Genomic DNA, 17,395 nt, shown 5'->3' on the forward strand with positions numbered 1-17,395 from the left:
ATTTATACACGAGGGGCAACAGAGATTAAGGAGTTTTAGAAATGTTGACCCTACTTTCAAATGCAATGATGATCGCCAGCCGGATGGACGATCCGACCTTCCACAATGATCTGCGCCACCGGAACGATCCAGCAAAGGAAGAACATCGCCGCAAAAGCGCACGTATCTGGGGGCTGATCGCGGGCCTGCGTTAAGTGCGCTTCGGTTTGGATGACAATTCCGCCAACAGCGCCTGGTGACGCGCGGTGTATTCTGCGCGCACCTCTACTGGCGGTCTTAGACGAATGCCCAGCCCTTCAATCAGGTCTGGTTTTGGCTTTCCAAAGAATTTGTCCGCCTCGGCGTGTGTGAAACCGGCAATCTGTGTCGCCTCAAGCCACGCTGAAACCCGGTCGGCCCGTTTGATCTGTTTCTTGACGGAAACAGGCACCGCCGCAGGAAGGCCGAACCGGATGTGAATTGCGCTGCTCAGGCGGTCATCCAGTTCACCGTAACCGGGCCCCACCGATGCCTTAACCGGTGAAATCATATCGCCAATCACATATTCAGGCGCGTCATGCAGCAGCGCGGCCAGCCGCCACTTGATCGGGGCATCGGGCACGATCCGAGCGTAAAGCTGTTCAACCAACAAAGAGTGTTCAGCGACCGAATAGGGAAAATCGCCCTTCGTCTGCCCGTTCCAACGCGCGACAAACGCCAAGCCGTGGGCGATATCCTCAATCTCTATGTCGACTGGGGTAGGGTCCAGCAGATCAAGCCGTCGGCCCGAAAGCATTCGTTGCCATGCGCGCGGTTGGGTCTTGGGCATTGTCACCGTCCTGTGCTTGTCATCACTGGAATATGAAATGCCCATCCAAAGGTAAACCGGGCAGCGCGTTTGCCCGCCCGGCCCTTGATCAGATTTTCAGAACAATCCGGCCATCAATCTGCCCGGCGCGCATTTTGTCAAAGATCGCGTTGATGTTGTCCAAGCTGTCCCATGTGAAATGAGATTTCACCAACCCTTCGCCTGCAAAGGCAAGGCTTTCGTTCAGGTCATTGCGCGTGCCGACGATTGATCCGCGCACGGTGATGCCTTTCAGAACAACTTCGAAAATTGGCAGAGGGAAGTCGCCGGGTGGCAGGCCAACCAGCGAAAGCGTGCCGCCCTTACGCATCATCCCGACCGCTTGGCCGAACGCGGCATTCGACACAGCCGTCACAAGCGCACCGTGAACACCGCCCAGATGGGTTTGGATTTCCTTCACGGCGTCTTCTTTTGTCGCGTTAAAGGTCAGGTCTGCGCCAAGGGCTTTGGCCAGCTGAAGCTTGTCATCATGCACGTCGATCGCGACCACATGCAGGCCCATCGCCTTGGCGTATTGCACGGCGATATGGCCCAAGCCGCCGATGCCCGAAATCGCAACCCAATCACCGGGTTTCGTATCGGTCATTTTCAGACCCTTATAAACGGTAACCCCGGCACAGAGGATTGGCGCGGCCCCGCCAAAATCCAGCCCGTCGGGAAGCTTGCCAACATAGCCTGCTTCGGCCTGAACATATTCGGCATAGCCGCCGTTGACGGTGTAGCCGGTCATCGACTGTGAATCGCACAGCGTTTCCCACCCGCCGACGCAATGTTCGCACCGGCCGCACGCGGAATGGAGCCACGGCACCCCGATCCTGTCACCCTCTTTCAGATGCGTGACGCCAGCACCAACAGCGGCGATTTCACCCACACCTTCGTGGCCGGGAATAAAGGGCGCGGTGGGCTTAACCGGCCAATCGCCTTCGGCGGCGTGCAAATCGGTGTGGCAAACGCCCGACGCGCGCACGCGCATCAGTACTTGGCCGGGGCCGACTTCGGGCACCGGAACTTCGCGAATTTCCAACGGCGCCTTAAGCGATGGAACGACGGCGGCTTTCATAGTCTTGGGAAGTGACATTTGGAGCAATCCTGATCAACAAATCCATGCCATGACGCATCACAGGATTCGCCGTTGCTGGCTTTGATCTTCCTCAACGTTTCGGGGGCAAACCATTGCCCGAACCCAATGTCCCTGTTATCTGCCACCTTAAATACGAATTCCGCAGGAGACGGACATGGAAGACTATATCGTAAAGGATATCGCGCTGGCCGACTTCGGCCGAAAAGAGCTGGATATCGCTGAAACCGAAATGCCGGGCCTGATGGCCCTTCGCGACGAATATGGCGAAAGCAAACCGTTGAAAGGTTCGCGCATCGTTGGGTCGTTGCACATGACGATTCAGACGGCTGTTTTGATCGAAACGCTGGTCGCGCTGGGCGCTGACGTGCGCTGGGCGTCTTGCAACATCTTTTCGACCCAAGACCACGCTGCTGCGGCGATCGCTGCGGGTGGCACACCAGTTTTCGCGATCAAGGGTCAATCCTTGGAAGAGCATTGGGATTACCTTGATAAGTCCTTCATGTTCGAAGACGGCCCGAACCTGATCCTTGATGATGGTGGTGATGCCACGCTTTACGTACTGCTTGGCGCGCGTGCCGAAGCTGGCGAAGACATCATTCCTGTTCCAAGCTCGGAAGAGGAAGAGGTGATCAAGGCGCAGATCAAGAAGCGCATGGAAGCATCGCCCGGTTGGTTCACCAAGGTGCGCGACCAGATCAAAGGCGTTTCCGAAGAAACCACCACTGGCGTTCACCGCCTGTACGATCTGGTGAAACAGGGCCAGCTGCCTTTCCCTGCGATCAACGTGAATGACTCTGTCACCAAGTCGAAGTTCGACAACAAATACGGCTGTAAAGAGTCGCTGGTTGATGGCATCCGCCGCGCCACCGACACTATGATGGCCGGTAAGGTTGCGGTTGTTTGCGGTTACGGCGATGTGGGCAAAGGTTCGGCCGCGTCCCTTCGTGGCGCTGGTGCCCGCGTGAAAGTAACCGAAGTTGACCCGATTTGTGCCCTTCAGGCCGCAATGGACGGCTTCGAAGTTGTGGTTCTGGAAGACGTGGTTTCCGACGCTGACATCTTCATCACCACCACTGGCAACAAAGACGTTATCCGGATCGAGCATATGCGCGCGATGAAGGACATGGCGATTGTTGGCAACATCGGTCACTTCGACAATGAAATTCAAGTCGCGCACCTGAAGAACCACAAGTGGACGAACATCAAAGATCAGGTCGATATGATCGAGATGCCAAGCGGCAGCCGCATCATCCTTCTGTCCGAAGGTCGTCTGTTGAACCTTGGTAATGCCACGGGTCACCCATCCTTCGTGATGTCCGCGTCATTCACCAACCAGGTTCTGGCTCAGATGGAGCTTTGGCTGAAAGGCGACGAATATAAGAACGACGTTTACATCCTGCCTAAGCATCTGGATGAAAAAGTCGCCCGTCTGCATCTGGCCCGTATCGGCGTAAAGCTGACAGAGCTTCAGAAAGAACAGGCAGATTACATCGGCGTTGCAGTCGAAGGGCCGTTCAAGCCGGAACACTATCGCTACTAAGCGGGTGTTTGCCCAATTCTGGCGCCGTCGCGGGGAACCGCGGCGGCGTTTTGCTTTTGTAAAACTTGCGGGGAACTTACGACCAAAAATCCCTTTGTTTGCGCAGCATTCGTAAGTAACCTTTCCCGCGCGCGCCTGAAAAATAAATTATGGGCGCTTGATAACGTAAACCGAGCCACGGTGGGAGACAGAGAACATGGGTAAGAGAGACGACTTGATCGCGCAGTATGCCGACGACCTTCGCAACAAATGCGGCATGCAGCCAGACATGGACCTGCTGACAAAAGTGACGATTGGCTGCGGCCCGTCCATCTATAATGCAGATGCCTCCACCGTTGCAGGCTCGCAGAAAAGCGAACTTGAAACCGTTAAGGATAACTTCCTGATCAAAAAGCTGGGTCTGTCCGACGGGCCAGAACTGATGGATGCGATCAATTCCGTGATCGAAACTTATGGCAAATCCGAGCGTAACAAATACCGCGCTGTGGTTTATTACATGCTGACCAAGCACTTTGGTAAAGAAAAAATCTACGGCTAAATTACTGCCGCAGTGAACATTCAAACGCCCGTCTGGTTTTCAGGCGGGCGTTTTCTATTGGGGTATTTGAATTAGATTTTACGCGCTTGATCGTTGCCCGGCGGCGCGAAGTTTCCTAACCTGTTCTTGTTGGGCCAGGATGGTCGGACCTTCATAATAACACGTGCTGGTGCAGTGGTGCGCGTGGGGTGGATGGAGGGTTCCGATGGGTCGGGGCCCTCCATTTTTTCAGAATAGGCTAAGGACCAGCCCCATGATCGTGCAGCCGATCGTGGCATAGCCCCCATCAATCAAGGTCAGCATCCGTGGACGCCCTGCAAAGCCATAATTGGTCGCGATCCATGGTGTGGCGATGAACAGGCCAAGCCCGAAACCGCTGATGATGCCAGCGCCCAGTGTGTCGATCCCGCTTAGTGCAAAGATATGGCGCATCATGCCCGCGACGATCACCGCAGATACGAACGCGATAATATAGGGCATCGCGCCAGCGTTGTTTTTCGGGCGGCCGTTTTCATCGGCCTCAATTCCGGCGGCCTGCATCCACGGGCGGGCCAGTTTCATGTACCAGACCGCGCCGAACGCATATGACGCGATGGCCGCGATGATGACTGAAAGGTAATCCACGGGTCCCTCCTCATTAGAATTATGGGACGAACTATGCCAAAGGCCGGTTCGTCGGGCTAGGGTTCGATACCGGCCAACGCGCAAACCACGACCCATTCAGCGTCTGAAACCGGCTGTACTGACAGGCGCGAGTTGTTGACCAACACCATGTCTTTCAACCGCTCGTCCGCTTTGCACATGTCCAAGGTCACGGGGGTCACGACGGGTTTTACCGCTTTGATGTCTACGCATTCCCAACGGGGATCGTCGGTTGTGCTGTCTGGATGGGCTTCGGTGATCACCTCGACCACGCCGACCACTGCTTTTTCCTTAAGCGAGTGGTAAAAGAACCCCCGGTCGCCAACCTTCATCGCGCGCATGTTGTTGCGGGCCTGATAGTTGCGAACACCGTCCCATTCTTCGCCCGCGTCACCTTTGGCGACCTGCTGTTCCCAGCCCCAGGTGTTGGGTTCGGATTTGAACAACCAATAGGCCATCAGCCGATCACCCGGTTCCAATGCTGGATCTGAACATCTTGGAACAGGTCAGCCTTGGCGTAAGGGTCATTCGCCGCCCATGCCTGCGCCGCAGCGACATCGGCAACATCAAGGATCAGTAAAGAGCCGCACATTTCGCCGTTCCCGTCCAAAAACGGGCCGGCTTGGGCGACGTTCGTCTCTTTCAGGTACGCGACATGTGCTTCGCGGTTTGCCTTACGGGTTTCCAGATGGCCGGGTTTGTCTTTGCAGATAACGGCGAAAAACGGCATTTATTCCTCCTTCAACGGACGGGCCAAAAGGGCCTCGGTCGCTTGTTTGATACTACACTTACCATCAATGACGGCCGCAACCATCATCGTGATTGGCATATCGATGTCGCGGTCGCGTGCGATTTTCGTAACGGCCTTGGCGGTTGCCGCGCCTTCAACGGTGATAGAGCTGTCAAACCCTTCGCCCGTACCCAGCGCGTGCCCATAGCGAAAGTTCCGCGATTGGGTGGACGTGCAGGTCAGCACCAGATCACCAAGGCCCGACAGACCCGAAAGCGTCTCTGTTTCGGCTTCAAACGCGCTGGCTAAGCGTTGCATTTCCGCGAAACCACGGGTCATCAGCGCGGCGCGGGCACTGTCGCCAAGCCCGGCGCCAATGACGATACCGCTGGATATTGCGATGACATTCTTCAACGCGCCGCCCAGTTCGGCGCCTGTGGTGTCGGTGCTGCGGTAAAGGCGCAGGTTGGGGGTGGAAAGTAGCTGTTGCAGATGCGTGCCAGCCGCCGCGTCTTTGCACGCTAATGTCAGCGCGGTGGGAAGCCCGCGCGCAATGTCCGCGGCAAAGCTGGGGCCGGTCAAAACAGCCGCCACAGATGCAGGGCAAATTTCGCGGATGATCGCAGTTGGCCCACGCCCTGTCGAAAGATCGACACCCTTGGAACAGGCGACCAACGGCGCGCCGTTCAAAACGTCACCATTCTGGCCCAGAAACCCGGAAAGAGATTGCATTGGGGTCGCCAGCAACACGGCGTCAGCATCGTGCAGGTCGGCGATCTTGGACGAAACCTGCAAGCTGTCTGGAAACGCGCACCCGGCCAGCCGCGCGCGGTTTTCGCGATGCTTTTGCATATCCGCAGCTTGTTCTTCACTGCGCGCCCACAGCGTCACCTTCGTGCCAATGCGGCTTAGCGATATGGCCAGCCCAGTCCCAAACGCACCTGCGCCGATGATGCCGATATGGCTCATGCCTTGGCCCCTTTTTTGCCAGAGCCCAGCATTGATGGGCTTGAAGTGTCCAGTGGCCAGCGGGGCCGTGCGGAAAGGGACATGTCGTCAGCATGCCCCGCGCGATACCGTTCGATCCCGGCCCAAGCGATCATCGCGGCGTTGTCGGTGCACAGCGCCAGCGGTGGGGCAACGAATTGCGCGCCAAATTCCGCAGAAACAGTCTCTAACGCACCGCGAATAGCTTGGTTTGCCGCAACGCCGCCGGCAACTGCAAACGCCGGGGACGCAGGGTTAAGCGCCATATATTCACGCAGCGCGCGGCGCGACTTTTCGGCCAGCACATCGCGGACAGAACCCTGAAACCCGGCACACAGATCGGCGCGGTCTTGAACCGTGATACCGCCCTTTTCCGCAACCAAAGCGTCACGCGCCCGAAGAACTGCAGTTTTCAGCCCCGAGAACGACATATCGCACCCCGCACGATCCAACAGCGGGCGCGGTAGGCGGAACCGTTTTTCATCGCCATTCAGGGCTTCACGCTCGACAATTGGGCCGCCGGGTTGGGCCAAGCCCAGAATCCGGGCGGTTTTGTCGAAAGCCTCGCCCGGGGCATCGTCGATCGTGCCGCCAAGGCGCGTGAATTCATCAGCCGAGGACACCAGCAGGAACTGACAATGGCCACCGGAAACCAGCAGCATCAGGTACGGAAATGTCAGACCATCGGTCAGCCTTGGCGTCAACGCGTGACCGGCAAGGTGGTTCACCCCGATCAGCGGCAGGCCAGACCCGGCGGCCAGCCCCTTGGCGCACATGACACCCGATAAAACACCGCCAATAAGCCCCGGCCCGGCGGTCACGGCGATTGCATCGACATCGCCCAAGGCCACATCGGCGTCACGCAGGGCCTGTTCCACGCAGACATCCATTTTTTCGGCATGCGCGCGGGCGGCGATTTCGGGCACGACGCCGCCATAAGCCGCGTGCAGATCGTTCTGACCAGCCACAACAGACGACAGAATAGCGGGCGATTCACCAACGCAATGGCGCACGACGGCGGCTGCCGTATCGTCACAGCTGCTTTCAAGACCAAGGATTGTAAGCGTGTCGCCCATATGTCCGCCGTTGCGTGTTTCCTTCCCGGCAGGTATCACCGAGGAAGGTTTCAGACAATCCCGGCAGGTTTACGTGACGGCTGACACCCCCACTCTTTTGCTGACACGACCGCACGCGCAAGCGGAGCGGTTCGTGACCGAATTTGCCGAACGATTCGGAAATACGATCCCAATCATCAGATCCCCGATCCTGCAAATCGTCATGCGAGATACCGAAATCGGGTTGGATGGCGTGTCGGGGCTGATTTTTACGTCCGAAAATGGCGTGCGTGCCTTTCGGACTTTGGTCGCAGACCGGCGGTTTGCCGCCTATTGCGTGGGGTCGCGGACGGCGCAGGCGGCGCGAAATTTGGGGTTGCGGGCGCGTGAAGTTGGCTCTGATGCGTCCTCTCTTGTGAACTATCTGACGGCCAATCCGCCGGGGGGAAAGCTGGTGCATTTGCGCGGCGCAAATGCGCGCGGTGATGTGGCGCGCCGGTTGACGGCGGCGGGCCAAAGATGCGCGCAACAGGTGCTGTATGACCAAACTCCGCAGAAATTGAGCCAGAATGCGCTTGAAGTGCTGGCAGGCACGACGCCCGTTCTGTTGCCGATCTTTTCGCCACGCAGCGCGATGCTTTTGTCCGAGGTCGCGCAGAGCACGCGTGCGCCACTTGCAATCGCCACGATGAGCGAGGCTGTGACAAATGCGTGGACCGGCCCGAAGCCGACGTGGTTAAAACAAGCGTCCGTTCCGACCTCAGAGGCAATGCTGGATGCGCTTGGTTGGCTTATTGACGCACTCCAGTGCCTTGAGGGTAACCACCGGCCAAGCTAGACTTAGGTTGCGCGGCCAGTTGCTGTGATTTGTTTGACGTTAAAAAAGGGTGGGGACTCCGTGGCTGGATCCAAGAAATCAACTGAAACCGAAGGATCTGACGCTAAACCGGCAGAGGAAACCATCGTTTCTGAAGACGCTGTTGTGGTGGAAGAATCTGAAACGGAAGCTGAACCTGCGCTGGAAGAGCCAGAAACAGTTGATCAGCCCGAAGATTCTGAAGCCCCTGAAGAGGTTGACGTGGTCGAAGACCTTGCCGAAGAGGCAGCGGTCGAAGCCATTGCACCAACCCCCGCCCCGCAGAAACAGCGCAGCGGTTTTTGGGGTACGGTCTTTGGCGGTGCCCTTGCAGCGGTCATCGGGTTTGGCGCGGCGCAATTCATTGGGCCAGTTGACCTTCCCTTCCTGAAGATCGGCGCAAACAGCAACACAGCCGAACTGTTGGATGAACAGCGTAAACGGATTGAAACCCTAAGCGCCCGCGTGACCGACCTTAGCGGTCAGTTGAAGGCGCAAGCGGGTCAGAATGACACCGCTGAAATCGAGGCGAAGATCGAAGCGGCGCAGGGCAGTTTCACAGATGGGCTTAGCCAGATTTCCGGCACGGTTTCAGGTTTGTCCGATCAGTTGGGAACAATCGACACCCGCCTGACCGAAATCGAAAAGCGCCCGGTTAGCACGGGCGGCGATATTTCCGGGGCCGTCGACGCCTATGAGCGAGAGCTGGCGGCGATGCGCAACGAGCTTGCAGCCCAGCGTGCCCATAACGAAGAGCTTGCGGCAAACGTATCCGCCGCTGCCAATAGCGCCACCGCAGAGATCGACGCCGCCGCCGCGCGTGCAAAAGATTTGGAAGCGCGCGCTGCAATCATGCGTGTCCGCGCCGCGCTGGAAGCGGGTGGCGGTTTTGAAAGCGCGTTGTCCGGATTGGACGGTATCGAAGTTCCCCCAGCACTTTCCGCAACGGCCGCCGACGGCGTTCCAACGCTTCAGGCCCTGCGGCAAGGGTTTTCACAGCCAGCACGCGACGCGCTGGATGCGTCGTTGCGCGCGCAGGCTGGTGACAACGCCAGTGATCGATTCAGTGCCTTCTTGCGGTCACAGGTTGGCGCGCGTTCGCTGACACCGCGTGAAGGTGACGACCCGGATGCCGTGCTGTCGCGCGCCGAAGCCGCGCTTGGCGGTGGTCAGCTGGCAGCCGCACTTAGTGAAATCGCAACCCTGCCCGAAGCTGGGCAAGAGGCGATGTCTGGTTGGGTTGCCCAAGTGCAAACCCGTATTGATGCATTGGCTGCCGCCGACGATCTGGCCGCCAGCTTAAACGCAAACTAAGGACACGACGGATGCTTTGGTCCCTTCTTAAGATCCTATTTTTCGTCGTGCTTGTTGCGGCCCTGACCATCGGCGCTGGTATGCTGATGGAAAGTGACGCTGGCCTGCGCATTGCATTTGGCGGCTGGGAATTCACCCTCGGCCCGCTTCAGGCGATTATCGGTGCGCTTTTGCTGGTGGTTCTGGTTTGGCTTGTGATGAAGCTTGCCGGGTTCTTGGTGGCGCTGCTGCGTTTCCTGACCGGTGATGAAACCGCCATTTCCCGCTATTTCAACCGCAACCGCGAACGGCGCGGGTTCAAGGCGCTTGCTGATGGCATGATGGCGCTTGCCTCGGGCGATGGGCGCGATGCAATTTCCAAAGCTGCCAAGGCTGAACGCCTGCTGCACCGCCCGGAACTGACCAACCTTCTGACCGCGCAAGCGGCGGAAATGGCGGGTGACCGTAAAAAGGCGCAAGAGGTATACAAACAACTGCTTCAGGATGACCGGACCCGGTTTGTGGGTGTACGCGGAATCATGAAGCAAAAGCTTGCAGACGGTGACACAGACACCGCGCTGAAGCTGGCGGAAAAAGCGTTTTCGCTGAAGCCAGCCCATGAAGAAACACAAGACACGCTTCTGCGTCTTCAGGCGGAAAAGGCGGATTGGTCCGGCGCGCGTAAAACGCTGAACGCAAAGCTGAAACACGGTGCGCTTCCGCGTGATGTGCACAAGCGTCGTGATGCGGTGCTTGCCCTATCCGAAGCGCGCGATGTGCTGGGCGAAGGCAAGACGATCGAGGCGCGCGAATCCGCGATCGAAGCGAACCGTCTGTCGCCCGATCTGATCCCAGCCGCCGCCATGGCCGCGCGGACTTATATTGAGCAAAACAAACCACGCTATGCGGCCCGCGTAATCAAGAAGGCCTGGGAGGTGCAGCCGCACCCAGATCTTGCAACCGCGTTCGCCGAAATCAAACCTGATGAAAACCCGCAAGAGCGGATCAAACGGTTCCGCGCCCTGACGGCAATCGCGCCAGAGCATCCTGAAACAAAGATGTTGCTGGCCGAGCTTAGCATCGCTGCCGAAGATTTCCCCGGTGCCCGAAAAGCGCTGGGCGATCTGGCTGAAAAAGAACCTACAGCGCGTTCACTGACGTTGATGGCCGCGATTGAGCGTGGCGAAGGTGTCGATGACAGCGTCGTGCGTGGCTGGTTGACCCGTGCTTTGACGGCGTCGCGTGGCCCACAGTGGATTTGTGACAGTTGCGGCACCGCGCACGCGGCTTGGGCGCCTGTCTGTGATCATTGCAGCAGCTTTGACACCATGTCGTGGAAAACCGCGCCAATGGGTGAAATGACAATGCCCCATTCGGTTGAAATGCTTCCACTGATTGTCGGTGCTTTGGCGGATCACTCGGCCGCCGAAGAAGTGTTTGAAACTGACGCCACCGACGCGACAGAAGTACCGGTGGAAGAGGCCGAAGTTTTGGAACCCGAGGAAGAGGTGAAGGCCTAAAATTAGGGCTACACACCTCTTTCAGACGGTGCTAAAAGCCGCGCCACCAAGCCTCAATAGCTCAGCTGGTAGAGCAGGTCCTTCGTAAGGACAAGGTCGGGGGTTCGAGTCCCTCTTGAGGCACCATCACCAGCATTCATCAGTAGCGGGTTGAACCTAGGCTTGGAAATCAGGCTGCGGGATGACTTCCGGCACAGTTCTGTCGCGTGCCGGAAGTGCGTTTGCGAGGGGCCAGTTAGCGCGTCACGGTGCTTTCACTGGCATGCGCGGGAACGAGGGCGCGGACCAGATCTTTCATGTCCAGAATACCCACGTCCTGACCATCCTGCTGAACCTTATAGGCGTAGGTCGTGTCGCCGCCGGAAAGTTCGATCAGCTTTTCTAGGTTGTCGTTGGCATCCACCACCCCGGCAAAGCTGTCAGCCCCGTTCAGCGGCTTCATGACCGAACGAACGCGCAATACGCGGGCGCGGTTAATGTCGCTGACGAAGTCTTCGATATAGGGGTCGTTGGGGTTCAGCAGAATGTCCTGCGGTTCCCCCTGTTGGACGACATAGCCGTCTTTCAGGATCACCAGATGATCGGCCAGTTTCAACGCCTCATCAAGGTCGTGGGTGATGAAAACGATGGTCTTGTGCAGGTCTTGCTGAAGTTCCAGCAATAGATCCTGCATGTCGGTCCGGATCAGCGGATCAAGCGCCGAAAATGCCTCGTCCATCAGCATGATGTCACTGTCAGACGCAAGCGCGCGCGCGATGCCGACACGTTGCTGCATACCGCCGGAAAGCTGATGAGGGTACTGCCCCTCAAACCCACCAAGACCCACGCGATCCAGCCATTTTTGGCCGGCTAGGTTTGCGGTTTCCTCGTCCTCGCCACGGACGATGCGCGACATGCCCGCGTTTTGCAGAACCGTGCGATGTGGCAAAAGCGCGAACTTCTGAAACACCATCGACATCTTCTGCTGGCGCAATTGGCGCAGTGCTGCTTCGTCATAGTCCAGTACGTTTTCACCATCGACGATAACTTCGCCCGCGGTGGGTTCAATCAGCCGGTTCAGGTGCCGGATAAGCGTGGATTTGCCCGAACCGGACAAGCCCATGATGACCGTCACCTCGTTGGGCTGCATATCAACGTTGATGTCCTGAAGGCCCAGCACATGGCCGTGCGTTTCCAACAGCTCTGTTTTGCCCATGCCGTTATAGACATGCTGCAAAGCATTTTGGGGGTCGTTACCAAAAATCTTGTAAAGCCCGCGGATCGACACTTTGGGATCGTTTGTCATGGTCGTTTCCTTAGTGCTGTTGCGCGGCGTTGATGCGGCTAAGAGATGCTTTGGTGACGCGATCCAACACGATGGCCAGCAGCACGATGCACAGCCCCGACACAAGGCCGACGCCCAATTCAAGGTTGCGGATACCACGCAGCACCAGAACGCCAAGGCCCGGCGCAGATACAAGCGACGCGATGACCACCATCGCCAAAGACATCATGATCGTTTGGTTCACACCGGCCATGATGTTGGGCAACGCCAACGGGATCTGAACGCCAAACAGCTTTTGACGTGTGCTCATCCCGAAGGCATCGGCGGCTTCGATCACGTCACGGTCGACCAGGCGGATGCCAAGGTCTGTCAGTCGAATGACCGGCACGATTGCGTAAAGGATAATGGCGATGCCATAGAGCTTGGATTCCGTCACGCTGAACAAGAAAATCAGCGGGATCAGGTAAACGAAGGTCGGCAGCGTTTGCAGCATGTCCAACACTGGTATCGCGAACCGCTGTAACGCATTGCTGCGCGACATCAGAATTCCGATCGGAACCCCCAGCGCCACACAGAAGCCCGTACAGACAAAGATGATCGATAGGGTCTGAATCGCGGGCACATAGTGGTCGATAAAGCTGAGGAACAGGAAGGACACGGCGACAAAGCCGATCAAGGCCCAAGACCGCGTTGCCGCCCAGACGACCAGCAACAGCAGCGGGATCATTACAAACCAAGGAAGCGCCTGAAACAGCCACAAAGACCCGTCCAGCGCCCAGCTGAGCGGCTGTGTCAGCGGATCAAGCACGAATTTAAGCGTGTCTTTCACTGACAAGAACAGCTCTTCCACCCACGAGGTCATATCCCGTGTTCGAGCGATGGATTTGCAAGATTGGTTAAGTTCATCCAACGATGGGAACGGTGTGTCCCAGAATGATGTCGCAGGTTCGGCAGAGGCGGTATCGTCGCTCTTCTTGCCGGATTGCGCCAACAACTCGGCCATGGTCATCGGCCCGTCGGTTTTGTTTTGATCGCACCAATCGCTTAATCCAAGCGTCTGGAAAAGCCCGTCATACGCAGCCATGTTTATTCCTTGGGTGTCGTTTCACCGGCACAGGACGCACCAGATAAGATTTGGGGCGCGAAACGCGCCCCAAACTAGAAAGATCGATTATTGCAGCAGTGCTGCAAGCTTTTCTTTCGCGGCGTCATTGATCCAATCGGCCCAAACGTCCTTGTAGTTGGTCAGGAAGAATACAGCAGCTTCTTCGTTAGAGCCGTTGTTTGCTTCTTTCCATGCAAGGATTTCACCCATCTGCGCGTTGGTGAACGAAACATTCGCCATCAGGGCAGCGATGTCAGGCTCACGCGACGAGAAGTCGGTGGTTACGATGGTTTTAACCGGGCCAACAGGCCAGCTGGAAACGCCCTCTGCAGTACATTCAGCGTTCGCCGCGCAAAGGAAGACTTCTTCGTTGTAATCTACGCCCAGATCAACAGACACCATTGGGTATTTGCCCAAGATCGCTGTTGGTGCCCAGTAGTAGCCCAACCAAGGCTCTTTGTTTTCGAACGCAGACGCGATGGAGGTTGCCAGCGTTTCGCCTGAACCGTGCAGGAAGATTTCGTAGCCAGCGTCAACAAGGCCAAAGTTCTTTGCCAAGTCGCCGTTGGTGTTTTTACAGGCCCAGCCGTCGGGGCAGTTGTGGAAACGGCCGCCCAAAAGGTCTTTGTTGGCTAGGATGCCTTCGATTGTTGCAAGCTCGGGGTTTGCATCAACCATGTACTGGGGAACCCACCAGCCTTCGACGCCGCCATCGGACAGCACGTCAGCCACGGTTTCAATTTTACCAGCGTCCTGCAGTTCGTTGTACGCAGGGGCACCGTTGATCCAAAGCTCGGTTACGATGTCGGGCTTGCCTGTCTCAGCAACAGATACCAGCGATGGTACAGTCGAAGATGGAACCGTCGTCACAGTGCAGCCATAGCCCTGTTCCATCAGGAATTTGGAAACAGAGGTCACAACCGCGCTGGAGGCCCAGTTCATTTCAGTGATTGTAACATCGCCGCAAGACGCTTGTGCGCCGGACGCAAAGCCAGCAAACGCTACAACAGCAGCGCTGGATTTAAAGAGTTTGGAGATCATCATATTTCCCTTGTTGGAAGATTGGTGCCCGTGAACTGTTTGCCGGGTCTTAATTCTAGGCGCGCTCATCAACGTATTGTGGTTCCGCCGTGACTGTTTTCCAGTTCAAATTCGTGCCAACCGAGGTCGGCCTGCCTTTGGATAGCACAAAAACTTACTGCTTTTCAAATGCCTCTAGGGTAAGCCGCTGTGCTTACCCTACGTAAATACGTGGGGGCGCGGGCCTGTGGTGGTCCCGGATGTTCTAATTTTATCAGCCGCTTACGTGGTTAGAAATGCGCGCAGGGCGGTAAGTTCTGTATCACGCACTTCATGCCCGCCTGGGTGCCATTCCAAGGTCACGTCGGTGCCTTGTGCGCTAAAGTAGTCGGCCAGAGCTTGGGTTTCTGGTGCGGGGCAAATCGGGTCACGCTGCCCCGCGGTGATCAGCACGCGCGACGCGGACAGGCCGGGTTGCGGATCTGGTGCCCACGGGATCAGCGGGTGCATCAGCGCCATATCATCAAAGATCGACGGATGCAGAAAGCTGATCGCCGCCATGATGTTCGCGCCATTGGAATATCCAAGGCCGATAGTGCGCGTTGGTGCGACGTCGGCCTTTTGCTTTTCCAGAAACCCGGCCAATGCGCGGACCCGCACGGCAAGATCGTTCATGTCATAAAGGCCTTCGGCACGCCGGCGGAAAAACCGCAATGCGCCGCCTTCTGACACATCCCCGCGCAGCGAGATCACGGTCGCGCCGGGTATCAATTCCTGTGCAAAGCCGTGAAACTGATTTTCGTCCCCGCCGGTGCCGTGAAAGATAAAGATCAGCGTTCCATTCGGCGTGCCGGGCGTCTTACGGGTGATATAGTCAGCCATTCGCACTTAGTCCTTAATCGGAGAGAGGTACTTTTGTTCCAGAACCTCACGAAGATGGGCGTGCTGATCGGGAAGCTTCAATGCTTCGCCCAGATGCGCGGTGTCTTCGTCGCGATCAAAGCCGGGTTCGTTGGTGGCAATTTCAAACAACACGCCGCCGGGGGTGCGGAAATAGATCGCCCAGAAATAGTCGCGGTCGATGACCGGGGTTACATCATACCCAGTGTCCATCAGGGCTTTGCGCACCTCTAGCTGTGCGTCGCGGTTGTCGACCGAAAACGCGATGTGGTGCACGGACCCGGCCCCTTGGCCCGCCGATGGCGCGCTGACCGTTTCCAGATCAATCACATCTGCGCCGTTGCCACCGGGAACGGCAAAGCGGCTAATGGCACCTTGCTGGTCGATTTCTTCGTAGCCCATAAATCTCAACAGCTCGGCCGAGGCCCCCTCATCCGCCAATCGCATCGCGGCAGAGTGGAAGCCGCGAATGGCGGTTTGTTCACCAACGCCGTTCCCAATCCATGGGGCGCGGTCATCTTCGCCTTCGACAAGGGCGAAGGCATCGCCGTCAGGCCCGCGGAACAACAGCCGGTTTTCACCAAACCGCGTGTCTTCGCTTAACCCGGCCACGTTGAAGGTCGCTAAACGCTCTTTCCATGCGGGAATAGTGCCTTTGGGGATGGTGAAGGATGTCGTGGAAACCTCGCCCGTACCAGCGCGCCCACCCTTGGCCCCTTCGAAAGGGAAATAGGTCATGACGGACCCGGGCGTTCCAAGTTCGTCACCGTAATACAGGTGGTAAACGTTCGGTGCGTCGAAGTTCACGGTTTTCTTCACACGGCGCAGGCCGAGCACCTTGGTGAAGAAGTCGTTGTTTTCCTGTGCGCCACTGGCAAGCGACGTAACATGGTGCAGGCCGTTGATCTGTTTCAGCATTGGTCGCCTCCTTCGGCGTGAATCTTTGGTTGAGGGAAATATCGGCCTGTTGGCGTGCAAAGAAACCCCAAATGCAAAACCAAGTCTGTGCAAAATCGCACCAAAACGCCAAGCGACCCCAGAAATCGCGCGAATTTTAACTGTTAAACGCGGGTTAATCCTGCGGCTGCTATCCCTGTTGTGGGTGAATATGAGGTGGTGAAGATGAGCGCGTCAAACAATGCGCCAGTCATCATCAAGCGAAAGAAGGTTATCAGCGGCGGTGGGCACCATGGTGGGGCCTGGAAAGTAGCCTATGCTGATTTCGTGACGGCCATGATGGCCTTCTTTATGCTGATGTGGCTGCTTAACGCGACAACGGAAAAACAGCGAAAAGGGATTGCGGATTACTTTCATCCGACGATTCCGGTGAACCGTATCTCAGGCGGTGGCGACGGTGCATTTGGCGGCAACAGTGTCTTTTCCGAAAACACCATGGCGCAAAATGGGACCGGTGCGTCGGGGCGTCATACCACCGCAAACAAGCAGGCAGTTGGGGCAAGCGGCTTGTCCCCCACCGGCGCCGAAGAACAGGTGCAAAAGATGCAGGCGATGCAAGAGGAGCTGGAAAAAGCCCTTACCGCGCGCTCTGGCGAAAGTATGGTAAGTGACGGCACGATGCGGCACATCGTGACCCGCGTCACCGACGAAGGCCTGATTGTTGAGTTGTTCGATCTAAACGACAGTCGGCTTTTTCTGGATGGCACGGATACCCCGACCCCTGAAATGGAAGCCCTGACCAGCATTATCGCCGAAGTGTTCGCGCTGGTCGAAAACGCCATTGCGGTGGGGGGGCACACCCGTGCCCATGCGGGGCCTTTGGTGCAAGATCCATCATGGAACCTGTCGACACGGCGCGCCCATGCCGTGCGCCAACTGTTGGAGGGGGACGGCATTGTCGCGCGCCGGGTTCAGCGTGTGACGGGTTTCGCCGACCGCAAACTGGTTGCCCCTGATCCGACGGCCCGCCGCAACAATCGGATCGAGGTTGTGTTGCTGCGTTCAGAGGGGCCAACGGGAAAGTCATCGGCATTTTAGCTATTAGCGCCGTGTTAAGCGC

At 57.3% G+C, this 17,395-nt stretch carries 19 protein-coding genes and 1 tRNA gene; 8 read left to right on the top strand and 12 right to left on the bottom strand.

Annotation, left to right across the window (positions count from 1 at the left end; genetic code table 11):
- Positions 1–41: 41 nt before the first annotated feature.
- Entirely contained in the window at positions 42–194 is a 153-nt protein-coding gene (locus COL8621_RS19225; RefSeq protein WP_176438519.1) for a hypothetical protein, read from the top strand.
- On the opposite strand, the gene COL8621_RS16605 is transcribed toward COL8621_RS19225, so the two are convergent.
- Together COL8621_RS16605 and adhP are read right to left on the bottom strand one after the other, a co-directional pair.
- Entirely contained in the window at positions 191–808 is a 618-nt protein-coding gene (locus tag COL8621_RS16605; protein ID WP_093968382.1) for an HD domain-containing protein, read from the bottom strand. The two genes, COL8621_RS19225 and COL8621_RS16605, sit on opposite strands and share 4 nt — an antisense overlap.
- An 88-nt stretch (positions 809–896) precedes the next feature.
- A complete protein-coding gene (adhP, locus tag COL8621_RS16610) occupies positions 897–1,925 on the bottom strand; it encodes an alcohol dehydrogenase AdhP (protein ID WP_093968383.1) in 1,029 nt (342 codons plus the stop codon).
- Positions 1,926–2,082: 157 nt separating this feature from the next.
- Here adhP and ahcY point away from each other — a divergent pair, with 157 nt between their 5' ends.
- Together ahcY and COL8621_RS16620 are read left to right on the top strand one after the other, a co-directional pair.
- The gene (gene ahcY / locus COL8621_RS16615; protein ID WP_093968384.1) at positions 2,083–3,468 is read left to right on the top strand and encodes an adenosylhomocysteinase; all 1,386 of its coding nucleotides are present in this window, start codon (positions 2,083–2,085) and stop codon (positions 3,466–3,468) included.
- A 196-nt stretch (positions 3,469–3,664) separates the two neighbouring features.
- Entirely contained in the window at positions 3,665–4,006 is a 342-nt protein-coding gene (locus COL8621_RS16620; protein ID WP_093968385.1) for a DUF2853 family protein, read from the top strand.
- Between the two features lie 228 nt (positions 4,007–4,234).
- Here the strand turns inward: COL8621_RS16620 and COL8621_RS16625 are convergent, their stop codons facing one another.
- The 5 genes from COL8621_RS16625 to tsaD are packed head-to-tail and all read right to left on the bottom strand — an operon-like array spanning position 4,235 to position 7,441.
- Positions 4,235–4,630 (bottom strand): DUF1761 domain-containing protein, encoded by a 396-nt coding sequence (locus COL8621_RS16625; protein WP_093968386.1) that lies wholly within the window; start codon positions 4,628–4,630, stop codon positions 4,235–4,237.
- 56 nt (positions 4,631–4,686) lie between these two features.
- Positions 4,687–5,106 carry an EVE domain-containing protein gene (locus COL8621_RS16630; RefSeq protein ID WP_093968387.1) on the bottom strand — a complete coding sequence of 140 codons (420 nt, stop codon included), beginning with the start codon at positions 5,104–5,106 and terminating at the stop codon, positions 4,687–4,689.
- On the bottom strand, positions 5,106–5,378 hold the full coding sequence (locus COL8621_RS16635; protein WP_093968388.1) for a YciI family protein: 273 nt from the start codon (positions 5,376–5,378) through the stop codon (positions 5,106–5,108). Before COL8621_RS16635 ends, COL8621_RS16630 begins: the two co-directional genes overlap by 1 nt.
- Positions 5,379–6,347, bottom strand: coding sequence for an NAD(P)H-dependent glycerol-3-phosphate dehydrogenase (locus COL8621_RS16640; protein WP_093968389.1), 969 nt, complete (start codon positions 6,345–6,347; stop codon positions 5,379–5,381).
- Positions 6,344–7,441 carry a tRNA (adenosine(37)-N6)-threonylcarbamoyltransferase complex transferase subunit TsaD gene (gene tsaD / locus COL8621_RS16645; RefSeq protein WP_093968390.1) on the bottom strand — a complete coding sequence of 366 codons (1,098 nt, stop codon included), beginning with the start codon at positions 7,439–7,441 and terminating at the stop codon, positions 6,344–6,346. The genes COL8621_RS16640 and tsaD overlap by 4 nt, the downstream gene beginning before the upstream one ends.
- A gap of 133 nt (positions 7,442–7,574) precedes the next feature.
- On the opposite strand from tsaD, the gene COL8621_RS16650 reads away from it, so the two are divergent.
- From COL8621_RS16650 to COL8621_RS16665, 4 genes are all read left to right on the top strand, one after another.
- Complete coding sequence (locus COL8621_RS16650) at positions 7,575–8,258, top strand: uroporphyrinogen-III synthase (RefSeq protein WP_141137905.1); 684 nt, start codon at positions 7,575–7,577, stop codon at positions 8,256–8,258.
- Between the two features lie 60 nt (positions 8,259–8,318).
- Complete coding sequence (locus COL8621_RS16655) at positions 8,319–9,590, top strand: COG4223 family protein (RefSeq protein ID WP_093968392.1); 1,272 nt, start codon at positions 8,319–8,321, stop codon at positions 9,588–9,590.
- 11 nt (positions 9,591–9,601) lie between these two features.
- Complete coding sequence (locus COL8621_RS16660) at positions 9,602–11,089, top strand: heme biosynthesis protein HemY (RefSeq protein WP_093968393.1); 1,488 nt, start codon at positions 9,602–9,604, stop codon at positions 11,087–11,089.
- 50 nt (positions 11,090–11,139) lie between these two features.
- Positions 11,140–11,215: transfer RNA gene (locus tag COL8621_RS16665), tRNA-Thr, on the top strand.
- Positions 11,216–11,324: 109 nt separating this feature from the next.
- Here the strand turns inward: COL8621_RS16665 and COL8621_RS16670 are convergent.
- From COL8621_RS16670 to COL8621_RS16690, 5 genes are all read right to left on the bottom strand, one after another.
- The gene (locus COL8621_RS16670) at positions 11,325–12,374 is read right to left on the bottom strand and encodes a quaternary amine ABC transporter ATP-binding protein (RefSeq protein WP_093968394.1); all 1,050 of its coding nucleotides are present in this window, start codon (positions 12,372–12,374) and stop codon (positions 11,325–11,327) included.
- Positions 12,375–12,384: 10 nt separating this feature from the next.
- Positions 12,385–13,437 carry an ABC transporter permease gene (locus tag COL8621_RS16675; RefSeq protein WP_093968395.1) on the bottom strand — a complete coding sequence of 351 codons (1,053 nt, stop codon included), beginning with the start codon at positions 13,435–13,437 and terminating at the stop codon, positions 12,385–12,387.
- An 87-nt stretch (positions 13,438–13,524) separates the two neighbouring features.
- A complete protein-coding gene (locus COL8621_RS16680) occupies positions 13,525–14,499 on the bottom strand; it encodes an ABC transporter substrate-binding protein (protein WP_093968656.1) in 975 nt (324 codons plus the stop codon).
- Between the two features lie 261 nt (positions 14,500–14,760).
- Complete coding sequence (locus COL8621_RS16685; protein WP_093968396.1) at positions 14,761–15,360, bottom strand: alpha/beta hydrolase; 600 nt, start codon at positions 15,358–15,360, stop codon at positions 14,761–14,763.
- A 6-nt stretch (positions 15,361–15,366) separates the two neighbouring features.
- Positions 15,367–16,296: a VOC family protein gene (locus tag COL8621_RS16690; protein ID WP_093968397.1), complete on the bottom strand. Its 930-nt coding sequence runs from the start codon at positions 16,294–16,296 to the stop codon at positions 15,367–15,369.
- Between the two features lie 204 nt (positions 16,297–16,500).
- Here COL8621_RS16690 and COL8621_RS16695 point away from each other — a divergent pair, with 204 nt between their 5' ends.
- Complete coding sequence (locus COL8621_RS16695) at positions 16,501–17,373, top strand: flagellar motor protein MotB (RefSeq protein WP_093968398.1); 873 nt, start codon at positions 16,501–16,503, stop codon at positions 17,371–17,373.
- Positions 17,374–17,395 lie beyond the last annotated feature (22 nt).

The organism is Actibacterium lipolyticum, from assembly GCF_900184935.1.
Lineage (GTDB): Bacteria > Pseudomonadota > Alphaproteobacteria > Rhodobacterales > Rhodobacteraceae > Actibacterium_A > Actibacterium_A lipolyticum.